This is a genomic window from Pseudomonas sp. NPDC008258, from assembly GCF_042956345.1.
In the GTDB taxonomy this organism is placed as follows: domain Bacteria; phylum Pseudomonadota; class Gammaproteobacteria; order Pseudomonadales; family Pseudomonadaceae; genus Aquipseudomonas.
Genome location: NZ_JBIBGE010000033.1, coordinates 1 through 22551, shown reverse-complemented (window position 1 = coordinate 22551; position 22551 = coordinate 1). Strand labels below are relative to the sequence as shown.

19 protein-coding genes and 2 tRNA genes are annotated in these 22551 nt (G+C 60.2%); 20 read left to right on the top strand and 1 reads right to left on the bottom strand.

The window, feature by feature from the left end; genetic code table 11:
- The first annotated feature begins 9 nt into the window (after positions 1 to 9).
- From dapB to ACFY9W_RS23150, 5 genes are all read left to right on the top strand, one after another.
- Entirely contained in the window at positions 10 to 813 is an 804-nt protein-coding gene (gene dapB / locus ACFY9W_RS23170) for a 4-hydroxy-tetrahydrodipicolinate reductase (protein WP_016712092.1), read from the top strand.
- A 327-nt stretch (positions 814 to 1140) separates the two neighbouring features.
- A complete protein-coding gene (gene carA, locus ACFY9W_RS23165) occupies positions 1141 to 2277 on the top strand; it encodes a glutamine-hydrolyzing carbamoyl-phosphate synthase small subunit (RefSeq protein WP_391135252.1) in 1137 nt (378 codons plus the stop codon).
- Positions 2278 to 2382: 105 nt separating this feature from the next.
- A complete protein-coding gene (gene carB, locus ACFY9W_RS23160; RefSeq protein ID WP_391135249.1) occupies positions 2383 to 5604 on the top strand; it encodes a carbamoyl-phosphate synthase large subunit in 3222 nt (1073 codons plus the stop codon).
- A complete protein-coding gene (greA, locus tag ACFY9W_RS23155) occupies positions 5601 to 6083 on the top strand; it encodes a transcription elongation factor GreA (protein WP_189654514.1) in 483 nt (160 codons plus the stop codon). The genes carB and greA overlap by 4 nt, the downstream gene beginning before the upstream one ends.
- Complete coding sequence (locus ACFY9W_RS23150; RefSeq protein ID WP_391135246.1) at positions 6061 to 6501, top strand: MFS transporter; 441 nt, start codon at positions 6061 to 6063, stop codon at positions 6499 to 6501. Before greA ends, ACFY9W_RS23150 begins: the two co-directional genes overlap by 23 nt.
- 141 nt (positions 6502 to 6642) lie before the next feature.
- Here ACFY9W_RS23150 and yhbY read toward each other — a convergent pair whose 3' ends face one another.
- Positions 6643 to 6951, bottom strand: a complete 309-nt coding sequence (yhbY, locus tag ACFY9W_RS23145) for a ribosome assembly RNA-binding protein YhbY (protein WP_003249945.1) — start codon at positions 6949 to 6951, stop codon at positions 6643 to 6645.
- A 102-nt stretch (positions 6952 to 7053) separates the two neighbouring features.
- Here yhbY and rlmE point away from each other — a divergent pair, with 102 nt between their 5' ends.
- From rlmE to pnp, 15 genes are all read left to right on the top strand, one after another.
- Positions 7054 to 7680, top strand: coding sequence for a 23S rRNA (uridine(2552)-2'-O)-methyltransferase RlmE (rlmE, locus tag ACFY9W_RS23140; RefSeq protein ID WP_012274251.1), 627 nt, complete (start codon positions 7054 to 7056; stop codon positions 7678 to 7680).
- 203 nt (positions 7681 to 7883) lie between these two features.
- On the top strand, positions 7884 to 9788 hold the full coding sequence (gene ftsH / locus ACFY9W_RS23135) for an ATP-dependent zinc metalloprotease FtsH (protein WP_110639662.1): 1905 nt from the start codon (positions 7884 to 7886) through the stop codon (positions 9786 to 9788).
- An 8-nt stretch (positions 9789 to 9796) separates the two neighbouring features.
- Entirely contained in the window at positions 9797 to 10648 is an 852-nt protein-coding gene (gene folP / locus ACFY9W_RS23130; RefSeq protein WP_391135240.1) for a dihydropteroate synthase, read from the top strand.
- A 16-nt stretch (positions 10649 to 10664) separates the two neighbouring features.
- Entirely contained in the window at positions 10665 to 12005 is a 1341-nt protein-coding gene (gene glmM, locus ACFY9W_RS23125) for a phosphoglucosamine mutase (RefSeq protein WP_391135237.1), read from the top strand.
- 65 nt (positions 12006 to 12070) lie between these two features.
- Positions 12071 to 12826: a triose-phosphate isomerase gene (gene tpiA, locus ACFY9W_RS23120; RefSeq protein ID WP_391135234.1), complete on the top strand. Its 756-nt coding sequence runs from the start codon at positions 12071 to 12073 to the stop codon at positions 12824 to 12826.
- A gap of 4 nt (positions 12827 to 12830) precedes the next feature.
- On the top strand, positions 12831 to 13229 hold the full coding sequence (secG, locus tag ACFY9W_RS23115) for a preprotein translocase subunit SecG (protein ID WP_391135231.1): 399 nt from the start codon (positions 12831 to 12833) through the stop codon (positions 13227 to 13229).
- Positions 13230 to 13250: 21 nt separating this feature from the next.
- Positions 13251 to 13336 (top strand) — tRNA-Leu (locus tag ACFY9W_RS23110).
- A gap of 100 nt (positions 13337 to 13436) precedes the next feature.
- Positions 13437 to 13513 (top strand) — tRNA-Met (locus ACFY9W_RS23105).
- A 130-nt stretch (positions 13514 to 13643) separates the two neighbouring features.
- The gene (gene rimP, locus ACFY9W_RS23100) at positions 13644 to 14102 is read left to right on the top strand and encodes a ribosome maturation factor RimP (protein WP_009685348.1); all 459 of its coding nucleotides are present in this window, start codon (positions 13644 to 13646) and stop codon (positions 14100 to 14102) included.
- A gap of 59 nt (positions 14103 to 14161) precedes the next feature.
- Positions 14162 to 15643 carry a transcription termination factor NusA gene (nusA, locus tag ACFY9W_RS23095; RefSeq protein WP_391135227.1) on the top strand — a complete coding sequence of 494 codons (1482 nt, stop codon included), beginning with the start codon at positions 14162 to 14164 and terminating at the stop codon, positions 15641 to 15643.
- 27 nt (positions 15644 to 15670) lie between these two features.
- Positions 15671 to 18199, top strand: coding sequence for a translation initiation factor IF-2 (gene infB / locus ACFY9W_RS23090; RefSeq protein ID WP_391135224.1), 2529 nt, complete (start codon positions 15671 to 15673; stop codon positions 18197 to 18199).
- A gap of 118 nt (positions 18200 to 18317) precedes the next feature.
- Positions 18318 to 18716: a 30S ribosome-binding factor RbfA gene (gene rbfA, locus ACFY9W_RS23085; protein WP_391135221.1), complete on the top strand. Its 399-nt coding sequence runs from the start codon at positions 18318 to 18320 to the stop codon at positions 18714 to 18716.
- A gap of 3 nt (positions 18717 to 18719) precedes the next feature.
- Positions 18720 to 19637: a tRNA pseudouridine(55) synthase TruB gene (gene truB / locus ACFY9W_RS23080; protein WP_391135218.1), complete on the top strand. Its 918-nt coding sequence runs from the start codon at positions 18720 to 18722 to the stop codon at positions 19635 to 19637.
- Positions 19638 to 19784: 147 nt separating this feature from the next.
- Entirely contained in the window at positions 19785 to 20054 is a 270-nt protein-coding gene (gene rpsO / locus ACFY9W_RS23075) for a 30S ribosomal protein S15 (protein WP_012274241.1), read from the top strand.
- 250 nt (positions 20055 to 20304) lie between these two features.
- Complete coding sequence (gene pnp, locus ACFY9W_RS23070) at positions 20305 to 22410, top strand: polyribonucleotide nucleotidyltransferase (RefSeq protein WP_391135215.1); 2106 nt, start codon at positions 20305 to 20307, stop codon at positions 22408 to 22410.
- Positions 22411 to 22551 lie beyond the last annotated feature (141 nt).

The window sequence follows — 22551 nt, the reverse complement described above, 5'->3', positions numbered from 1 at the left end:
GAAAAGGCTATGCGACGTATTGCAGTGATGGGCGCGGCGGGGCGGATGGGCAAGACCCTTATCGAAGCCGTGCAACAAACCCCGGGTGCGGGGCTGACGGCGGCGATCGATCGCCCTGACAGCTCGCTGGTTGGGGCAGATGCCGGTGAGCTGGCGGCGCTTGGCCGTATTGGCGTGTTGTTGTCCGACGATCTGGCCAAGGTCGCCGACGAATTCGACGTGCTGATCGACTTCACTCACCCTTCGGTAACCCTGAAAAACCTCGCATTCTGCCGCAAGCACGGTAAGGCGATGATCATTGGTACCACCGGTTTTACGGTTGAAGAGAAGCAGCTGCTGGCTGAGGCTGGCAAGGACATCCCCATTGTGTTCGCTGCCAACTTCAGCGTGGGTGTGAACCTCAGCCTCAAGCTGCTTGACCTGGCTGCCCGGGTGTTGGGCGACGATGTCGATATCGAGATCATCGAGGCGCATCACCGGCACAAGGTCGATGCCCCGTCGGGTACCGCCCTGCGCATGGGTGAAGTGGTTGCCAATGCGCTGGGCCGGGATCTGCAGGAAGTGGCCGTGTATGGCCGCGAAGGGCAGACCGGCGCGCGTGACCGCAAGACCATCGGCTTCGCCACCGTGCGCGCCGGCGATGTGGTGGGTGATCACACGGTTCTGTTCGCAGCAGAAGGCGAGCGCCTGGAAATCACCCACAAGGCCTCGAGCCGCATGACCTTTGCCAAGGGTGCCGTGCGTGCGGCGCTGTGGCTGGATGGGCGTGAGCCTGGGCTGTATGACATGCAGGATGTGCTTGAACTGCACTAAGCCGTGGGAGCGGTGTTGGCTTCTTCGCGGGCTTGCCCGCTCCCACAGGTTTTGTGCAAAGCTCAGGCCCTGTGCGATCCCTGTGGGGGCGGGCAAGCCCGCGAAGAAGCCAGCACAAATGTCAGGCTGTCGCATTCATGTGTTTTAGAGACACATATGCGGTAGACCCAAAACGCACTTTTCTGTAAGCTACAGCTTTAGTGTGTCCACTAAAAGCGCGCAGCGAATTGAATTCAGCACATGAAAGCGGGGTGACGTGTCCATACGTCACTCCGCTTTTTTGCAACCTGCGATCGCCCTTTCATGCTTGATTTACGGGAGGTCTTCTTGACAAAGCCAGCCATACTCGCCCTTGCCGACGGCAGTATTTTTCGCGGTGAAGCCATTGGTGCCGACGGTCAGACCGTTGGTGAGGTGGTATTCAACACCGCTATGACCGGCTACCAGGAAATCCTTACAGACCCTTCCTACGCGCAGCAAATCGTTACCCTGACCTACCCGCACATCGGCAACACCGGCACTACCCCGGAAGATGCCGAGTCGAACCGCGTCTGGTCCGCTGGCCTGGTCATCCGTGACCTGCCGCTGCTGGCCAGCAACTGGCGTAACACCCAGTCGCTGCCTGAGTACCTCAAGGCCAACAACGTGGTTGCCATCGCTGGCATCGACACCCGTCGCCTGACCCGTATCCTGCGTGAAAAGGGCGCTCAGAACGGTTGCATCCTGGCGGGTGACAACATCAGCGAAGAAGCCGCCATCGCCGCTGCCCGCGCTTTCCCGGGCCTGAAGGGCATGGATCTGGCCAAGGTCGTTTCCACCACGGAACGCTACGAATGGCGCTCCAGCGTGTGGGAGCTGAAAACCGACAGCCACCCGACCATCGAAGCTGCCGACCTGCCGTACCACGTGGTTGCCTTCGACTACGGCGTCAAGCTGAACATCCTGCGCATGCTGGTAGCCCGTGGCTGCCGCGTGACCGTGGTGCCTGCCCAGACCCCGGCCAGCGAAGTGCTGGCACTCAACCCGGACGGCGTGTTCCTGTCCAACGGCCCTGGTGACCCTGAGCCGTGCGACTACGCCATCCAGGCGATCAAGGAAATCCTCGAAACCGAGATTCCGGTATTCGGCATCTGCCTCGGCCACCAACTGCTGGCCCTGGCGTCCGGCGCCAAGACCGTGAAAATGGGCCACGGCCACCACGGTGCCAACCACCCGGTGCAGGACCTGGACACTGGCGTGGTCATGATCACCAGCCAGAACCACGGCTTTGCCGTTGACGAGGCCACCCTGCCGGGCAACGTCCGCGCCATTCACAAGTCGCTGTTCGACGGCACCCTGCAAGGTATCGAGCGCACCGACAAGAGCGCGTTCAGCTTCCAGGGCCACCCTGAAGCGAGCCCAGGCCCGACCGACGTCGCGCCACTGTTCGATCGTTTCACCGATGCCATGGCCAAGCGCCGCTGAGCATCCTGCTTCAAGGCCCCGGGCCGGCTTGCGCCGCGCCCGGCAGCGCCTGACCCAGATTGTTCAAAGCGGCTTGCCGACTGACCCCGGATTTGAGTGACAACCATGCCAAAACGTACAGACATCAAAAGCATCCTGATTCTCGGCGCTGGCCCGATCGTGATCGGCCAGGCCTGCGAATTCGACTACTCCGGCGCCCAGGCTTGCAAAGCCCTGCGCGAGGAAGGTTTCCGCGTCATCCTGGTGAACTCCAACCCAGCCACCATCATGACCGACCCGGCCATGGCCGACGCCACCTACATCGAGCCGATCAAGTGGCAGTCGGTGGCCAAGATCATCGAGAAAGAGCGCCCGGACGCCGTCCTGCCGACCATGGGTGGCCAGACTGCCCTGAACTGCGCCCTGGACCTGGAGCGCCATGGCGTTCTGGAGAAGTTCGGCGTAGAGATGATCGGTGCCAACGCCGACACCATCGACAAGGCTGAAGACCGTTCGCGCTTCGACAAGGCCATGAAGGATATCGGCCTGGAGTGCCCGCGCTCCGGTATCGCCCACAGCATGGAAGAGGCCAATGCGGTCCTCGAGAAGCTCGGCTTCCCATGCATCATCCGCCCGTCGTTCACCATGGGCGGTACTGGCGGTGGTATCGCCTACAACCGTGAAGAATTCGAAGAAATCTGCACCCGTGGTCTGGACCTGTCGCCGACCAAGGAACTGCTGATCGACGAATCGCTGATCGGCTGGAAAGAGTACGAGATGGAAGTGGTCCGCGACAAAAAGGACAACTGCATCATCGTCTGCTCGATCGAAAACTTCGACCCGATGGGTGTGCACACCGGTGACTCGATCACTGTTGCCCCGGCACAGACCCTGACCGACAAGGAATACCAGATCATGCGCAACGCCTCGCTGGCGGTGCTGCGTGAAATCGGTGTCGAGACCGGCGGTTCCAACGTGCAGTTCGGTATCTGCCCGAACACCGGTCGCATGGTTGTGATCGAGATGAACCCGCGTGTTTCGCGTTCGTCGGCACTGGCCTCCAAGGCCACCGGCTTCCCGATCGCCAAGATCGCCGCCAAGCTGGCCATCGGCTACACCCTCGACGAACTGCAGAACGACATCACCGGCGGCCGCACCCCGGCGTCCTTCGAGCCGTCGATCGATTACGTCGTCACCAAGCTGCCGCGCTTTGCCTTCGAGAAATTCCCGAAAGCCGACGCCCGCCTGACCACCCAGATGAAATCCGTGGGTGAGGTCATGGCCATCGGCCGTACCTTCCAGGAGTCCCTGCAGAAAGCCCTGCGCGGCCTTGAAGTTGGCGCCTGCGGCCTCGACCCGAAAGTCGACCTGGCCAGCGCTGAAGCTGCCAGCATCCTCAAGCGTGAGCTGACCGTGCCGGGTGCCGAGCGTATCTGGTATGTGGCTGACGCGATGCGTTCTGGCATGACCTGCGAAGAAATCTTCAATCTGACCGGCATCGACATGTGGTTCCTGGTACAGATGGAAGACCTGATCAAGGAAGAAGAGAAGGTCAAGACCCTGGCCCTGTCGGCGATCGACAAGGACTACATGCTGCGCCTCAAGCGCAAGGGCTTCTCTGACCAGCGCCTGGCTGTGCTGCTGGGTATCACCGACAAGAACCTGCGTCGCCACCGCCACAAGCTGGAAGTGTTCCCGGTGTACAAGCGCGTCGATACCTGCGCTGCCGAGTTCGCCACCGATACGGCATACCTGTACTCCACCTACGAGGAAGAGTGCGAGGCCAACCCGTCCACCCGCGACAAGATCATGATCCTGGGTGGTGGCCCGAACCGTATCGGCCAAGGTATCGAGTTCGACTACTGCTGCGTACACGCCGCACTGGCACTGCGTGAAGACGGTTACGAGACCATCATGGTCAACTGCAACCCGGAAACCGTCTCCACCGACTACGACACCTCCGACCGCCTGTACTTCGAGCCGCTGACCCTGGAAGACGTGCTGGAAGTGTGCCGCGTCGAGAAGCCGAAAGGCGTGATCGTCCATTACGGCGGCCAGACCCCGCTGAAACTGGCCCGTGCCCTGGAAGAAGCCGGCGTACCGATCATCGGTACCAGCCCGGACGCCATCGACCGCGCCGAAGACCGTGAGCGCTTCCAGCAGATGGTACAGCGCCTGAACCTGCTGCAGCCGCCAAACGCCACCGTTCGCAGCGAAGACGAAGCCATCAAGGCTGCTGGTGCTATCGGTTACCCGCTGGTGGTGCGCCCGTCCTACGTGCTGGGTGGCCGTGCCATGGAAATCGTCTACGAGCTGGACGAACTCAAGCGCTACCTGCGTGAAGCCGTTCAGGTTTCCAACGACAGCCCGGTACTGCTCGACCACTTCCTCAACTGCGCCATCGAGATGGACGTGGATGCAGTGTGCGATGGCACCGACGTGGTGATCGGCGCGATCATGCAGCACATCGAGCAGGCCGGCGTTCACTCCGGTGACTCTGCTTGCTCGCTGCCACCTTACTCGCTGAGCAAGGAAGTGCAGGACGAGGTCCGCGTACAGGTCAAGAAAATGGCCCTGGAGCTGGGCGTTGTCGGCCTGATGAACGTGCAGCTGGCCCTGCAGGGCGACAAGATCTACGTGATCGAGGTCAACCCGCGCGCCTCGCGTACCGTGCCGTTCGTTTCCAAGTGCATCGGCACTTCCCTGGCCATGATCGCCGCCCGCGTAATGGCTGGCAAAACCCTGAAAGAGCTGGGCTTCACCCAGGAAATCATCCCGAACTTCTATAGCGTCAAGGAAGCTGTCTTCCCGTTCGCCAAGTTCCCAGGGGTTGACCCGATCCTCGGCCCTGAGATGAAATCGACCGGTGAAGTCATGGGTGTCGGTGACACCTTCGGTGAAGCATTCGCCAAAGCCCAGATGGGTGCCAGCGAAGTGCTGCCGACCGGCGGTACCGCGTTCATCAGCGTGCGTGACGACGACAAGCCACAAGTGGCTGGCGTTGCCCGCGACCTGATCGCCCTGGGCTTCGAAGTGGTTGCAACTGCTGGCACCGCCAAGGTTATCGAAGCGGCTGGCCTGAAAGTGCGCCGTGTGAACAAGGTGACCGAAGGCCGCCCGCACGTGGTCGACATGATCAAGAACGACGAAGTGTCGCTGATCATCAACACCACCGAAGGTCGCCAGTCGATCGCCGATTCCTACTCGATTCGTCGCAATGCGCTGCAGCACAAGATTTACTGCACCACCACCATTGCGGCCGGTGAAGCCATCTGCGAAGCGCTGAAGTTTGGTCCGGAAAAGACCGTTCGCCGCTTGCAAGATCTGCATGCAGGACTGAAAGCATGAGCATTACCAAGTACCCGATGACCGTCCAGGGCGCTCGCGCCCTGGAAGAGGAGCACCTGTTCCTGAGCAAGACCGAGCGCCCGCGCCTGAGCCAGGCAATCGGCGAAGCGCGCGAACTGGGTGACCTCAAGGAAAACGCCGAATACCATGCCGCCCGCGAGGAGCAGGGCATGGTCGAGGCGCGTATCCGCGATATCGAAGGCCGCCTGCAGAACTCGGTGGTGATCGATGTGACCACCATTGCCCACACCGGCAAGGTCATCTTCGGTACCACTGTAGACCTGGAAAACACCGAAACCGGTGACCAGGTGACCTACCAGATCGTTGGCGAGGACGAAGCCGACATCAAGAAGGGCAAGCTCTCGGCCGGTGCGCCGATTGCCCGTGCCATCATCGGCAAGGAAGAAGGTGATATTGTCGTCGTCAAGACGCCTAGTGGCACGGTCGAGTACGAGATTGTCGAAGTCAAGCACATCTGACCGGCGCCTGCGGGCGCCGTCCCTCGAGGGGATCCTCTGGCAACTGGCCCAGGTTTTCTGGGTCGGAGGCCTTTGGGTGTTTCACGTAGGGCTGGTGCCCGCGCTCAAGGTCAGTGGCCTGGCGCCGCTACTGGTGCAGGATATCGCCGGGCAGATCGACCGTTGGTTGATCGGCGTGGCATTGCTTGGTTTGTTGACCCAGCTGGCAGTGCTGGCAAGGGTGGACGGCCTGGCGGCCTGGTGGCGGCAGTTTCGTGGGCAGATGCTGTTGCTCGGCTTCGGTGCCTGCGTGGGGTATTACACCTTGCGCTACGGTATTTCCGTGGGTGAGCGCTGGCAGATGTTCTGCTTCCTGGTACTGGGCTTTTCCGGCATCGTGCTGGTGGCCCAGCCGGTGCCGGTCAGGGCCCGCCGCTAACCGGCCCGAGAACGCTGGGGCCGCTTTGCGGCCCATCGTCGGCAAGCCAGCTCCCACAGGTAGGGCGCATGGCTTGAGTTCGATGCGGTCGGTGTGGGAGCTGGCTTGCCGGCGATGGGCTGCAAAGCAGCCCCCTTGCCGTTACTTGTAGCGGTGGATGTTGGACAGCTGCTTGTTCGGCTGTGGGTTCTTGCGGTAGATCAGGGCTTTCTTGCCGATGGTCTGCACCAGCTCGGCACGGCCGGCCTTGCACAGCTCGGCAATGGTTTCGGCGCGTTCTTCGCGGTCTTCCGAGCGAATTTCGACCTTGATCAGTTCATGGTCGACCAGCGCACGTTCCAGTTCGGCGATGACGCCTTCATTCAAACCGTTGCCAGCAACGATCAGGACCGGCTTCAGGTCATGACCAATGGACTTGTATTGCTTCTTCTGCTCGTTATTGAGCGGCATAATCTGACCCTTTCCGTCTGATTCTGTAAAATTGACTGGCATTTTACCCGAGGGCCACCGGCTCCGCCCAGTCAATCACGACGCATATCATCGAGGTGCCCCGTGGTACAACGTTCCAAAAGCAGCGCAAACTGGCTGCGAGAGCATTTCAACGATCCTTTTGTGAAGCAGGCGCAAAAGGATGGCTACCGTTCGCGTGCGAGCTACAAGCTGCTGGAGATCCAGGAGAAGGACCGCCTGATCCGCCCCGGCATGAGCGTAATCGACCTTGGCGCGGCCCCGGGTGGCTGGTCGCAGGTGACCAGTCGTCTGATTGGTGGCCAAGGCAGGCTGATCGCTTCCGATATCCTGGAAATGGACTCGATCGCCGATGTGACCTTCATTCAGGGCGACTTCACCCATGACGAAGTGCTGCAGCGCATTCTCGAAGCAGTCGGTGATTCGCACGTAGACCTTGTGATTTCCGACATGGCCCCCAATATGAGTGGTACGCCCGCGGTGGACATACCGCGTGCCATGTTCCTCTGCGAACTGGCCCTCGATCTGGCGACCCGCGTGCTTAAGCCCGGCGGCGACTTCCTGATCAAGATTTTCCAGGGCGAAGGTTTTGACGTGTACCTGAAGGACGTGCGTAGCAAGTTCGACAAGGTGCAGATGCGCAAGCCGTCGTCGTCGCGGGACCGTTCCCGTGAGCAGTACCTGCTCGGCAGGGGTTTCAAAGGGGCATGAAAGGCGTGAAGCGGGGTGGCCGATAGTTAATTCCAATCGGCCACTGCGTAAGGATTGTCCGAACTTCGTGTAGTCTAGCTTTCACAAAGGGTTACAGACGGTGCCTGCGGCTGCGTGGGTAATGTAGTAAGTTAGGGCGATGAATATCATGCGAGGCACGGCTGCGTCGTGCGCCGGCCTCAGAGGGTAGCGAATTGAACGACATGGCAAAGAATCTGATCCTGTGGTTGATCATCGCAGCTGTCCTGGTGACAGTGATGAACAACTTCTCCAGCCCTAACGAGCCGCAGACCCTCAACTACTCCGACTTCATCCAGCAGGTCAAGGATGGCAAGGTCGAGCGTGTGACCGTCGACGGCTACATCATTACCGGCAAGCGCGCCGATGGCGACAACTTCAAGACCGTGCGCCCGGCCATTACCGACAATGGCCTGATCGGTGACCTGGTCGACAACCACGTCGTTGTCGAAGGCAAGCAGCCTGAGCAGCAGAGCATCTGGACGCAGTTGCTGGTCGCCAGCTTCCCGATCCTGGTGATCATTGCCGTGTTCATGTTCTTCATGCGCCAGATGCAGGGCGGTGCGGGGGGCAAGGGCGGACCGATGAGTTTCGGCAAGAGCAAGGCGCGCCTGCTGTCCGAAGACCAGGTCAAAACCACGCTGGCCGACGTTGCAGGTTGCGACGAGGCCAAGGAAGAAGTGGGCGAGCTGGTCGAGTTCCTGCGTGACCCGGGCAAGTTCCAGCGCCTGGGTGGCCGCATCCCGCGCGGCGTGCTGATGGTCGGCCCGCCTGGTACCGGTAAGACCCTGCTGGCCAAGGCCATTGCCGGCGAAGCCAAAGTACCGTTCTTCACCATTTCCGGTTCGGACTTCGTGGAAATGTTCGTGGGTGTCGGTGCCAGCCGTGTGCGCGACATGTTCGAGCAGGCCAAGAAGCACGCTCCGTGCATCATCTTCATTGACGAGATCGACGCCGTGGGTCGCCACCGTGGCGCTGGCATGGGCGGCGGTCACGACGAGCGCGAGCAAACCCTCAACCAGTTGCTGGTAGAGATGGACGGCTTCGAAATGAACGATGGCATCATCGTCATCGCCGCCACCAACCGCCCGGACGTGCTGGACCCGGCGCTGCTGCGCCCTGGTCGTTTCGACCGCCAGGTGGTGGTCGGCTTGCCGGACATCCGTGGTCGTGAGCAGATCCTCAAGGTACACATGCGCAAGGTGCCGGTCGGCGAAAACGTCAACCCGGCAGTGATTGCCCGTGGTACCCCGGGCTTCTCCGGTGCCGATCTGGCCAACCTGGTCAACGAGGCTTCGCTGTTTGCAGCACGCTCCAACAAGCGCCTGGTCGAAATGAAAGAGTTCGAACTGGCCAAGGACAAGATCATGATGGGCGCCGAGCGCAAGACCATGGTCATGTCCGAGAAGGAAAAGCGCAACACTGCCTACCATGAAGCGGGCCACGCCATCGTGGGTCGCCTAGTGCCTGAGCACGACCCGGTCTACAAGGTTTCGATCATTCCGCGTGGTCGTGCCCTGGGCGTGACCATGTTCCTGCCGGAAGAAGACCGCTACAGCCTGTCCAAGCGTGCGCTGATCAGCCAGATCTGCTCGCTGTACGGTGGCCGTATCGCCGAAGAGATGACCCTGGGCTTCGATGGTGTCACTACCGGCGCGTCCAACGACATCATGCGTGCCAGCCAGATCGCTCGTAACATGGTCACCAAATGGGGTCTGTCCGAGAAGCTCGGCCCGCTGATGTACGCAGAAGAAGAGGGTGAGGTGTTCCTCGGTCGTAGTGCCGGCAGCCAGCACGCCAGTGTTTCCGGCGAGACTGCCAAACTGATCGACTCCGAAGTGCGCAGTATCATCGACCAGTGCTACGCCACTGCCAAACAGCTGCTGATCGATAATCGCGACAAGCTTGAGGCAATGACCGAAGCACTGATGAAGTATGAGACCATTGATGCCGATCAGATCGATGACATCATGGCTGGCCGTACGCCACGCGAACCGCGTGACTGGGACGATGATAAGGATTCGGGTACGCCTGCGGCCCAGAATGACCGTCCGGAATCGCCAATCGGCGGCCCAGCAGCTCAACACTAAGGGCATCTATGAGCTCAGTGCAGTACCCGACCCGGTTGCCTTGCGGCAACCGGGTTCTTGATTTGTCGCGTACCCATGTCATGGGTATTCTCAATATCACCCCTGATTCCTTCTCCGATGGCGGGCGTTTCAGCCAGCGCGACGAGGCCTTGCGCCATGCCGAGGCGATGGTTGCCGCCGGCGCCACGTTGATCGACATCGGTGGTGAGTCCACGCGCCCTGGTGCGCGGGCGGTATCGGTAACTGAGGAGCTTGAGCGTGTCGCGCCCATGGTCGAGGCCATTAACAGCCGCCTCGATGTGGTCATCTCGGTCGATACCTCCACGCCTGCCGTCATCCGTGAATCGGCCCGTCTTGGTGCCGGACTCATCAATGACGTGCGGGCATTGGAGCGCGATGGCGCCCTGGATGCTGCGGCAGATACCGGCCTGCCGGTGTGCCTCATGCACATGCGTGGCGAGCCGGGCAACATGCAGGACGACCCGCATTACGATGATGTGACCGCTGACGTTACGCGTTATCTTGAGCAGCGGATGGCCGCCTGTGCGGCGGCGGGCATCGACGCAAACAGGATCATCCTTGACCCGGGCTTTGGTTTTGCCAAGACACTGGCGCACAACCTGAGCCTGTTCAAGCACATGGAAGCGCTCTATCGCCTTGGGCGCCCACTGCTGGTGGGTGTTTCACGAAAGAGCATGATCGGCCTGACGCTGGAACGTCCGGTCGGCGAGCGCTTGTACGGCAGCCTTGCGCTGGCGGCGTTGGCCATGACCAAGGGGGCGAGCATACTTCGTGTCCATGACGTGGCCGAAACTGTCGATGTAGTGCGCATGATTGCTGCGGTGCAAAACGCCGAATAAGAACATTGGAGTCCCTATGAGCAGAAAATACTTTGGTACCGACGGCATTCGTGGCCGCGTCGGCGAATTCCCGATCACGCCTGACTTCATGCTGAAGCTTGGTTGGGCGGCCGGCATGGCTTTCCGCAAGCAAGGCCATTGCCGTGTGCTGGTGGGCAAGGACACGCGTATCTCGGGCTACATGTTCGAGTCCGCACTAGAAGCCGGCCTGGCTGCAGCGGGTGCCGACGTGATGCTGCTGGGGCCCATGCCTACGCCGGCCATCGCCTACCTGACTCGTACTTTCCATGCCCAGGCTGGCATTGTCATCAGTGCCTCGCACAACCCGCACGAAGACAACGGCATCAAGTTTTTCTCGGGCCAGGGCACCAAGCTGCCGGACGAAGTCGAATTGATGATCGAAGAGCTGCTTGACCAGCCGATGACGGTTGTCGATTCGGGCAAGCTCGGCAAGGTTTCGCGCATCAACGATGCTGCCGGCCGCTATATCGAATTCTGCAAGAGCAGTGTGCCCACCGGTACCGGCTTTGAAGGCCTGAAGCTGGTGGTCGATTGCGCACACGGTGCCACGTACAAGGTTGCGCCGAGCGTGTTCCGCGAGCTGGGCGCCGACGTGACCGTGCTGCATGCACAGCCGGACGGCCTGAACATCAACGAAGGTTGCGGCTCGACCCACATCGAATCGCTGCAGGCTGCCGTGCTGGTGGGTCATGCCGACCTTGGTATTGCCTTCGACGGTGACGGCGATCGCGTGTTGATGGTCGACCACACTGGCGCCATCGTCGATGGTGACGAGTTGCTGTTCATCATTGCCCGGGATCTGCACGACCGCGGCAAGCTGCAGGGCGGCGTAGTGGGTACGCTGATGAGCAACCTGGGCCTGGAGCTGGCACTGAAGGATCTGGATATTCCGTTCGTGCGTGCCAAGGTCGGCGACCGTTACGTCATGGCCGAGCTGCTGGAGCGTGAGTGGCTGATCGGTGGTGAAAACTCCGGCCACGTCGTGTGCTGCAACCACACCACCACCGGTGACGCGATCATTGCCGCGCTGCAGGTGTTGATGGCGCTCAAGCGCCGTGGTGAGACCCTGGCGCAGGCGCGTCAGGCCCTGCGCAAGTGCCCGCAGGTGCTGATCAACGTGCGCTTCGGTGCCAGCAAGGTCGATCCGCTGGAGCACCCTGCAGTCAAAGAGGCCAGTGCCCGTGTGACCGAGGCTTTGGCCGGTCGCGGGCGTGTGCTTCTGCGCAAGTCGGGAACCGAGCCGCTGGTGCGGGTGATGGTCGAAGGCGAGGACGAAAGCCAGGTGCGTGCCCATGCTGAAGCATTGGCCAAACTGGTCAGCGAAGTTTGTGTCTGAAGGCGCTTGCCAGCGCAGATCTGGTTGGGTAAGATCTGCGCCCACTTTGACCGACGAGGTAAAGCATGCGTCGCCCTATGGTAGCTGGTAACTGGAAGATGCACGGTACCCGCGCTAGCGTCGCTGAGCTGACCGAAGGCTTGAGCAATCTCGCCTTGCCGAGCGGAGTGGAAGTCGCGGTATTTCCACCGGCCCTGTTCATCAATCAAGTGATTGATGGCCTGGCAGGTAAAGAAATTACTGTTGGCGCACAGAATTCTGCTGTACAACCCGAACAGGGTGCGTTGACCGGGGAAGTTGCTCCGGAGCAGCTGGTCGAAGCAGGTTGCAAGTTGGTGTTGGTTGGTCATTCGGAGCGTCGCCAGATCATTGGTGAAACCGACGAAGTGCTCAATCGCAAATTTGCAGCTGCCCAGGCCAAAGGTTTGAAGCCAGTGCTTTGTATCGGGGAAACCCTTGAAGAGCGCGAGGCTGGCAAAACGCTCGAAGTTGTCGGGCGTCAACTAAGCAGTATCATCGATGCATTCGGTGTTAAGGCTTTTGCCAATGCAGTAATTGCCTATGAGCCTGTATGGGCCATTGGCACCGGCCTTACGGCCACGCCACAGCAGGCCCAGGATGTGCACGCCGCCATCCGCAGCCAGCTGGCGGCAGAAGATGCTGAAGTGGCTGCGAAGGTGCAGTTGCTCTACGGCGGCAGCGTGAAGGCGGCCAATGCGGCCGAACTGTTCGGCATGCCGGATATCGATGGGGGTCTCATTGGTGGGGCTTCCCTGAACGCAGACGAATTCGGTGCAATTTGTCGCGCCGCAGGAAACTGAACAAATGCTGGAAACAGTCATCGTTGTTTTTCATCTGTTGGCAGCGCTGTCGCTTGTAGTGCTGGTTCTGTTGCAACAGGGTAAGGGTGCGGAAGCAGGTGCATCTTTCGGCGCGGGTGCCTCAAACACCGTGTTCGGGAGCCAGGGTTCTGCAACGTTCCTAAGTAAATTAACTGCTATACTCGCTGCCACTTTCTTTTTGACAGCACTTGGGTTAGGATACTTCGCGAAGCAACAAGCTCACCAGCTTAGCCAAGCAGGTCTTCCAGATCCAGCGGTGCTAGAAGTGAAAGAGCCGCAGAAACCGGCAGTTAATGATGATGTACCGGTGCTCCAGCAGCAGAAGAGTGAAACCACCACTAACACTGGTGATGTACCTCCTCCGGCAGAAGAGCAGAAGTAACGGGTTTCAAGTAGTAGTATTGCCGAGGTGGTGGAATTGGTAGACACGCAACCTTGAGGTGGTTGTGCCCATAGGGTGTAGGGGTTCGAGTCCCCTTCTCGGTACCAATTGAAGCATGAGAGCCCGCTTTAGCGGGCTTTCTTGCAGGTGAAGGTTCGGATTTGACCCTCGGTAGGGTTCGGTCTTATACTTTCGCCCCAGCTTTGTCGCGGGGTGGAGCAGCTTGGTAGCTCGTCGGGCTCATAACCCGAAGGTCGTTGGTTCAAATCCAGCCCCCGCAACCAGCTTCAGCGGAGCCCCTTTTCAGGGGCTTTTTGCTAACCGAACAGTATTCGGCGTCGTTGTCCAACGGCGCTTTCAGGGATGGGCGCTTCGCCCATTTTTTATTTGCACAGCATGCACGAGGGGGTTCAGGTGTCGAGCAAGCTAGAACAGTTGCAGGCCTTGTTGGCCCCGGTTGTCGAGGGTCTGGGCTATCAGTGCTGGGGGATCGAGTTCGTTTCCCAGGGTAAGCATTCGGTACTGCGCATCTACATCGACAAGGAAGGCGGCATTCTGGTGGACGACTGCGAAGCGGTCAGCCGTCAGGCCAGCGCCATTCTCGATGTGGAAGATCCAATCAGCAGTGAGTACACCCTCGAGGTGTCTTCTCCAGGCATGGATCGCCCACTGTTCACTCTGGAACAGTTTGCCTCGCATGCCGGCGAACAAGTGAAGATCAAGCTGCGCTCACCCTTCGAGGGTCGTCGTAACTTCCAGGGCCTTCTCCGCGGTGTGGAGGAGCAGGACGTGGTGGTCCAGGTGGACAACCAGGAATTCCTTCTGCCGATCGACTCGATCGACAAGGCCAATATTATTCCCAGTTTTGACTGAGACGTGCCGGGCCCGGCGGACTATCCGGGCCCAATGGCTTGCGCAAGGCGAGGCGTACGATGAGCAAAGAAGTACTGCTGGTTGTTGAATCGGTATCCAACGAAAAAGGTGTACCGCCCGGCGTCATTTTCGAAGCGCTGGAAGTGGCCCTGGCCACTGCGACCAAAAAACGTTTTGAAGACGAAGTCGATCTGCGTGTGGAAATCAACCGCCACACCGGTAGCTACGAGACATTCCGTCGCTGGACCGTGGTCGACGAAGCCGATCTTGATGATCCGGCAATCGAGACCTGGCTGGACAAGATCAAGGACACCCACCCTGAAGCCAAGGTTGGTGACGTGATCGAAGAGAAGATCGAGTCCATCGAATTCGGTCGTATCGCCGCCCAGACCGCCAAGCAGGTCATCGTGCAGAAGGTCCGTGAGGCCGAGCGCGCCCAGGTGGTCGATGCCTACCGCGAGCGTGTCGGCGAGATCATTTCCGGTACCGTTAAAAAGGTTACCCGCGACAACGTCATCGTTGACCTGGGCAACAACGCCGAGGCCCTGCTGGCTCGCGAAGACATCATTGCGCGTGAAACCTTCCGTGTCGGCGTGCGCCTGCGTGCGCTGCTCAAGGAAATTCGCACTGAAAACCGTGGCCCACAGCTGATCCTGTCGCGCACCGCGCCGCAGATGCTGGTCGAGCTTTTCCGCATTGAAGTGCCGGAAATTGCCGAGGGCCTGATCGAAGTCATGGCTGCTTCCCGTGATCCGGGTTCGCGAGCCAAGATCGCCGTCCGCTCCAAGGACAAGCGTATCGACCCGCAAGGCGCCTGCATCGGCATGCGTGGTTCGCGCGTCCAGGCCGTATCCGGGGAGCTGGGTGGTGAGCGTGTGGATATCGTCCTGTGGGACGATAACCCGGCGCAGTTCGTTATCAACGCCATGTCGCCGGCTGAAGTCGCGGCGATCATCGTTGATGAAGATGCCCATGCCATGGACATCGCCGTCGCCGAGGACAACCTGGCCCAGGCCATTGGCCGTGGCGGTCAGAACGTTCGCCTGGCCAGTCAGCTGACTGGCTGGACCCTGAACGTGATGACCGAGAAGGACATCCAGGCCAAGCAACAGGCCGAAACCGGTGACATCCTGCGCAATTTCATCGAAGAACTGGAAGTCGACGAAGAGCTGGCCCAAGTGCTGGTCGACGAAGGCTTCACCAGCCTTGAAGAAATTGCCTACGTACCGTTGGAAGAAATGCTCAACATCGATGGCTTTGACGAAGATATCGTCAATGAGCTCCGCGCTCGAGCCAAGGACCGTTTGTTGACCAAGGCCATCGCTACCGAAGAAAAACTGGCAGACGCCCACCCGGCCGAAGACCTGCTCTCCCTTGAGGGCATGGACAAGGACCTGGCGGCTGAACTGGCGGTGCGCGGCGTGGTTAACCGCGAAGACCTGGCCGAGCAGTCGATCGACGATCTGCTCGACATCGACGGCATCGACGAAGAGCGTGCCGGCAAGTTGATCATGGCCGCCCGAGCCCACTGGTTCGAGTAATTAGGCGCGGCCTGAGGAGAGAAGTGCATGACGCAAGTCACGGTGAAAGAACTGGCCCAAGAGGTCGAGGCACCGGTAGAGCGCCTGCTGCAGCAGATGCGTGAGGCAGGTCTGCCGCACACCGACGCCGGTCAGGTAGTGACCGACAATGAGAAGCAGACCCTGCTGACTCATTTGAAAAGCAGCCACAAGAGCAAGGCGGAAGAGCCGCGCAAGATTACCTTGCAGCGCAAAACCACCAGCACCCTTCGTGTCGCCGGTAGCAAAAGCATCAGCGTAGAAGTACGCAAGAAGAAAGTATTCGTGCAGCGCAGCCCGGAAGAGATCCAGGCTGAGCAGAAGCGTGAACAGGACGAGCGCCGTGCGGCTGAAAACGCTGCTCGCGACAAGGTTGACGCCGAAGTTCGCCAGCGCAACGAAGAGCAGGCTCGCCGTCAGGCCGCCGAAGCGCCTGCAGCTGCGCCAGCGCCTGCCGCCAAGCCAGAGCCGGCACCCGCCGCTGCTCCAGCCCCGGTAGTCGCCGACGCCCCTGCGTCCGAAGACGCCGCAGCCCGTGCTGCCGAGCGCAAGAAGGACGAGACCCGTCGCAACGAAAGCCGCACCCGCGATGACGACCGTCGTCGTGGCGAGGCTCCTCGTGTGTCGATCAAGGTCAAGGTCAAGGAGAAGGAAAAGGCGCCGACTCCACGTGCCGCTCCACGCACCACCGACGAAGAGAGCGATGGCGCTCGTCGTGGCCGTGGTGGCAAGAGCAAGCTGAAGAAGCGCAACCAGCACGGCTTCCAGAACCCGACCGGCCCCGTCATCCGTGACGTGACCATCGGCGAGACCATCACGGTCTCGGAACTGGCCAACCAGATGTCCGTCAAGGGCGCTGAAGTGGTCAAGTTCATGTTCAAGATGGGCACCCCGGTTACCATCAACCAGGTACTTGACCAGGAAACCGCTCAGCTGATCGCAGAAGAGCTGGGCCACAAGGTTACCCTGGTCAGCGATACCGCCCTGGAAGACTCCCTGGCCGAATCGCTGAAGTTCGAAGGTCAGACCGAGTCGCGTGCGCCGGTCGTTACCGTCATGGGTCACGTTGACCATGGCAAGACCTCGCTGCTCGACTACATCCGTCGTGCCAAGGTTGCCGCTGGCGAAGCCGGTGGTATCACCCAGCACATCGGTGCTTACCACGTGGAAACCGACCGCGGTATGGTCACCTTCCTCGATACCCCGGGCCACGCTGCGTTCACTCAGATGCGTGCACGTGGTGCCAAGGCGACCGACATCGTCATCCTGGTGGTGGCAGCGGACGACGGCGTGATGCCGCAAACCCGCGAAGCCGTTCAGCATGCCAAGGCAGCTGGCGTTCCGCTGGTGGTTGCAGTCAACAAGATTGACAAGCCGGGTGCCGACCTCGATCGCATCCGTAACGAGTTGGCCGTTGAAGGCGTTACCTCCGAGGATTGGGGTGGTGACACGCCGTTCGTCAAGGTATCGGCCAAGATGGGTACCGGCGTTGACGAACTGCTCGAAGCCGTCCTGCTGCAGGCCGAGATCCTCGAACTGACTGCAACCCCGACCGCTCCAGGTCGTGGTGTGGTTGTCGAATCGCGCCTGGACAAGGGCCGTGGCCCAGTGGCGACCATCCTGGTTCAGGACGGTACCCTGCGTCAGGGCGACATGGTCCTGTGCGGTTCCAACTATGGTCGCGTGCGTGCCATGCTCGACGAGAACGGCAAGCCTGTGAAGGAAGCCGGCCCGTCGATCCCGGTCGAAATCCTCGGCCTGGACGGTACCCCGGAAGCCGGTGACGAGCTGTCCGTGGTTGCCGACGAGAAGAAGGCCCGCGAAGTTGCCCTGTTCCGTCAAGGCAAGTACCGCGAGGTCAAGCTGGCCCGTGCTCACGCCGGCAAGCTGGAAAATATCTTCGAGACCATGGGTCAGGAAGAGAAGAAGACCCTCAACATCGTCCTCAAGACCGACGTGCGTGGTTCCCTGGAAGCACTGCAGGGTTCGCTCGGCGGCCTGGGCAACGACGAAGTTCAGGTGCGCGTGATTGGTGGCGGCGTTGGTGGTATCACCGAAAGCGACGCCAACCTGGCGCTGGCTTCGAATGCAGTACTGTTCGGCTTCAACGTGCGTGCCGATGCCGGCGCGCGCAAGATCGTCGAGCAGGAAGGTCTGGATATGCGTTACTACAACGTGATCTACGACATCATCGAAGACGTCAAGAAGGCCCTGACCGGCATGCTCGGCAGCGATGTTCGCGAGAACATCCTGGGTGTCGCCGAAGTGCGTGACGTGTTCCGTTCGCCGAAGTTCGGCGCCATCGCTGGCTGTATGGTCATCGAAGGTACCGTATACCGCAACCGTCCGATCCGCGTACTGCGCGAAGACGTGGTTATCTTCGAAGGCGAGCTGGAATCGCTGCGTCGCTTCAAGGACGACGCCTCCGAAGTGCGTAACGGCATGGAGTGCGGTATTGGCGTCAAGAGCTACAACGACGTCAAGGTCGGCGACAAGATCGAAGTCTTCGAGAAAGTCCAGGTTGCTCGTACCCTTTAAGGGTGAGCTGGCTGCAAACCGCTGCTCTACGCGGCGGTTTTCAGCACCTCTACAGGTAGCGCCCGGTCAGGCATTGGTCTGACCGGGCGTTTGCCGCTTTAAGTTACAGGTAGCAAGAATGGCCAAAGAATATAGCCGTACCCAACGTATTGGCGATCAGATGCAGCGCGAGCTGGCCGAGCTGATTCGTCGCGAAGTCAAGGACCCACGTGTTGGCCTGGTGACCATCACTGCCGTGGACGTCAGCCGCGACCTGGGCCACGCCAAGGTGTTCATCACCGTCATGGGCGAAGAAACCCCGGATGCCGTGCAGCAGTCGCTCAAGGCGCTGAACAGCGCTGCCAGCTTCCTGCGTTTGCACCTGGGCCGCTCGATGCAACTGCGTAGCGTGCCGCAGCTGCACTTCCACTTCGATGAAAGCGTCAGCCGCGGTGTGCACCTGTCGGCGCTGATCGAGCGTGCAGTGGCCGAAGACCGCCTGCACAAGGATGCCGACAAGACGGACGCCGAGGAGTAATCGGTGGCCCAGGTCAAACGTATCCGCCGCAACGTCAGCGGCATCATCCTGCTCGACAAGCCGCTGGGCTTTACCTCCAACGCCGCCCTGCAAAAGGTGCGCTGGTTGCTCAATGCTGAAAAGGCCGGCCACACCGGCAGCCTCGACCCGCTGGCAACCGGCGTGCTGCCATTGTGCTTCGGCGAAGCGACCAAGTTTTCGCAGTACCTGCTCGATTCCGACAAGGGCTACGAAACCGTCATGCAGATGGGGCAGACTACCAACACCGGCGATGCCGAAGGTGAAGTGCTGCAGACCCGCGATGTGACCGTTGGTCGCGCCGACATCGAAGCGCTGCTGCCACGTTTTCGTGGCCCGATCAGCCAGATACCGCCGATGTACTCGGCGCTCAAGCGTGACGGCCAGCCGCTTTACAAACTGGCGCGTGCAGGAGAGGTAGTGGAGCGCGAGGCGCGTTCTGTTACTATTAACCGCTTGGAGTTGCTCGAGTGTGAAGGCACGCGTGCACGGCTGAGCGTAGGATGCAGCAAAGGCACCTATATCCGCACCCTGGTGGAGGATATCGGCGAGGCCCTTGGTTGCGGTGCCTATGTCGCCGAACTGCGCAGGACCCAGGCCGGGCCCTTCGCGCTGGCACAGACGGTTACCCTCGAGGAGCTTGAGCAAGCTCACGCCGAAGGTGGCAATGAAGCGCTTGATCGCTTCCTGATGCCATCGGACAGCGGTTTGCAGGACTGGCCCATGGTCAGCCTGTCCGAACACAGTGCGTTCTACTGGCTGCATGGGCAGGCAGTACGCGCGCCGGACGCGCCACAATTTGGCATGGTCCGGGTGCAGGATCACAATGCGCGCTTCATTGGTATCGGTGAAGTGAGCGAAGACGGGCGCATTGCGCCACGTCGGCTGATTCGGTCGGAATGACCGAAACCGCGGGGTGAGGCTTTGGCCGAGCCCTACGGGAACAAGGGTGGCTGTCAGTAGGCACGGTCACACCTTTTTTATTAATACAGGGATTTGTCCCTGGCCTATTGGACCCCGCTCGCGGGATCCGTTATCAGGAGAAGCCAAATGGCCCTCAGCGTTGAAGAAAAAGCTCAAATCGTTACCGACTTCCAGCAAGCCGCTGGCGACACTGGTAGCCCGGAAGTTCAGGTTGCTCTGCTGACCGCGAACATCAACAAGCTGCAAGGCCACTTCAAGGCCAACGGTAAAGACCACCATTCGCGTCGTGGCCTGATCCGTATGGTTAACCAGCGTCGTAAGCTGCTGGACTACCTGAAGGGCAAAGACACCACTCGTTACAGCGCCCTGATCGGTCGCCTGGGCCTGCGTCGCTAATAGCGGCCTGGTCAGTGGTGTGCATGGCGTGTCTCATGCATTGGCAGCGCTGCCTGGCAGCGTTGTCTATGGGCACGTCATGCGTATCTCCGAGGTTGGCAGCCTGGTGAAGTCGAGCGGTTTTCCGCTCTTCAGCCAGGCTCCCAGCCTCGTGTTGTATCTGGACGGTCAATGGGGCCGATTCCCCGTTCTGCCCAAGAATTCGCAAGAAACCAGTTCCCCCAAGAGCCACTGAAAAAGGTAGGAAACCGTGAACCCGGTAATCAAGACTTTCCAGTTCGGTCAATCGACCGTTACTCTCGAAACGGGCCGTATCGCCCGTCAGGCAACCGGCGCCGTGCTGGTTACCGTCGATAACGATGTCACCGTGCTGGTGACCGTGGTCGGCGCCAAGCATGCAGACCCAAGCAAAGGCTTCTTCCCTCTTTCTGTTCATTATCAGGAAAAGACCTACGCTGCCGGTAAGATCCCTGGTGGCTTCTTCAAGCGTGAAGGCCGTCCTTCCGAGAAAGAGACCCTGACCTCGCGCCTGATCGACCGTCCGATCCGTCCGCTGTTCCCGGAAGGCTTCATGAACGAAGTGCAGGTCGTCTGCACCGTGGTTTCCACCAGCAAGAAGACCGACCCGGACATCGCTGCGATGATCGGTACCTCGGCTGCCCTGGCCATTTCCGGTATTCCGTTCGAAGGCCCGATCGGCGCTGCGCGCGTCGCCTTCCACGAAAGCACCGGTTACCTGCTGAACCCGACTTACGAGCAACTGGCCGCTTCGAGCCTGGACATGGTCGTTGCCGGTACCTCGGACGCTGTGCTGATGGTTGAATCGGAAGCTCAAGAGCTGACCGAAGACCAGATGCTGGGCGCCGTACTGTTCGCCCATGACGAATTCCAGGCTGTTATCCAGGCTGTCAAAGAGCTGGCTGCTGAAGCTGGCAAGCCAACCTGGGACTGGAAACCGGCCGTTGCCAACACTGAACTGTTCAACGCCATCCGCGCCGAATTCGGCGAAGGCGTTTCGCAGGGCTACACCATCACCGTCAAGGCCGACCGCTATGCGCGCCTGGGCGAGCTGCGCGATCAGGCGATCGCCAAGTTCTCCGGTGAAGAAGGCCAGCCATCGGCTTCCGAAGTGAAAGAAATCTTCGGCGAAATCGAATACCGCACCGTTCGCGAAAACATCGTCAACGGCAAGCCACGTATCGACGGCCGCGACACCAAGACCGTTCGTCCGCTGAACATCGAAGTGGGTGTTCTGCCGAAGACCCACGGTTCGGCACTGTTCACCCGTGGCGAAACCCAGGCACTGGTCGTTGCGACCCTGGGTACTGCCCGTGACGCACAGCTGCTGGATACCCTCGAAGGCGAGAAGAAAGACCCCTTCATGCTGCACTACAACTTCCCACCGTTCTCGGTAGGTGAGTGTGGTCGCATGGGTGGTGCTGGCCGTCGCGAGATCGGCCACGGCCGTCTGGCCCGTCGTTCGGTCCAGGCCATGCTGCCTGCTGCCGACGTGTTCCCGTACACCATCCGCGTGGTTTCGGAAATCACCGAATCCAACGGTTCCAGCTCCATGGCTTCGGTCTGCGGTGCTTCCCTGGCCCTGATGGACGCCGGTGTGCCAATGAAGGCGCCGGTTGCCGGTATCGCCATGGGCCTGGTCAAGGAAGGCGAGAAATTCGCCGTTCTGACCGACATCCTGGGTGATGAAGACCACCTGGGCGACATGGACTTCAAGGTAGCCGGTACCGCCAAAGGCGTCACTGCGCTGCAGATGGACATCAAGATCAACGGCATCACCGAAGAGATTATGGAAATCGCCCTGGGCCAAGCCCTGGAAGCGCGCCTGAACATCCTCGGCCAGATGAACCAGATCATTGGTCAGTCGCGTACCGAGCTGTCGGCTAACGCCCCAACCATGATCGCGATGAAGATCGACACCGACAAGATCCGTGACGTCATCGGTAAAGGCGGCGCCACCATTCGCGCCATCTGTGAAGAGACCAAAGCTTCGATCGATATCGAAGACGACGGCTCGATCAAGATCTTCGGCGAAACCAAGGAAGCGGCAGATGCTGCCAAGCAGCGCATCCTGGGCATCACTGCCGAGGCCGAGATCGGCAAGATCTATGTCGGCAAGGTTGAGCGCATCGTCGACTTCGGCGCCTTCGTCAACATCCTGCCTGGCAAGGACGGCCTAGTGCACATCTCCATGCTGAGCGATGCTCGCGTCGAGAAAGTCACCGACATCCTGAAAGAAGGCCAGGAAGTCGAAGTACTGGTACTGGACGTGGACAACCGCGGCCGTATCAAGCTGTCGATCAAGGACGTTGCCGCGGCCAAGGCCTCGGGCGTGTAAGCGATTGCACCGCAACAGAAAAAGGGCCCTTCGGGGCCCTTTTTTCAGGTTCTTCACGGAATCCCGGGAAAGACAGAAACAAGAACGCCGGTTTGATGGATGATGTTCGTGCGAGCAAACACATCAACAAACCGGCGTTCT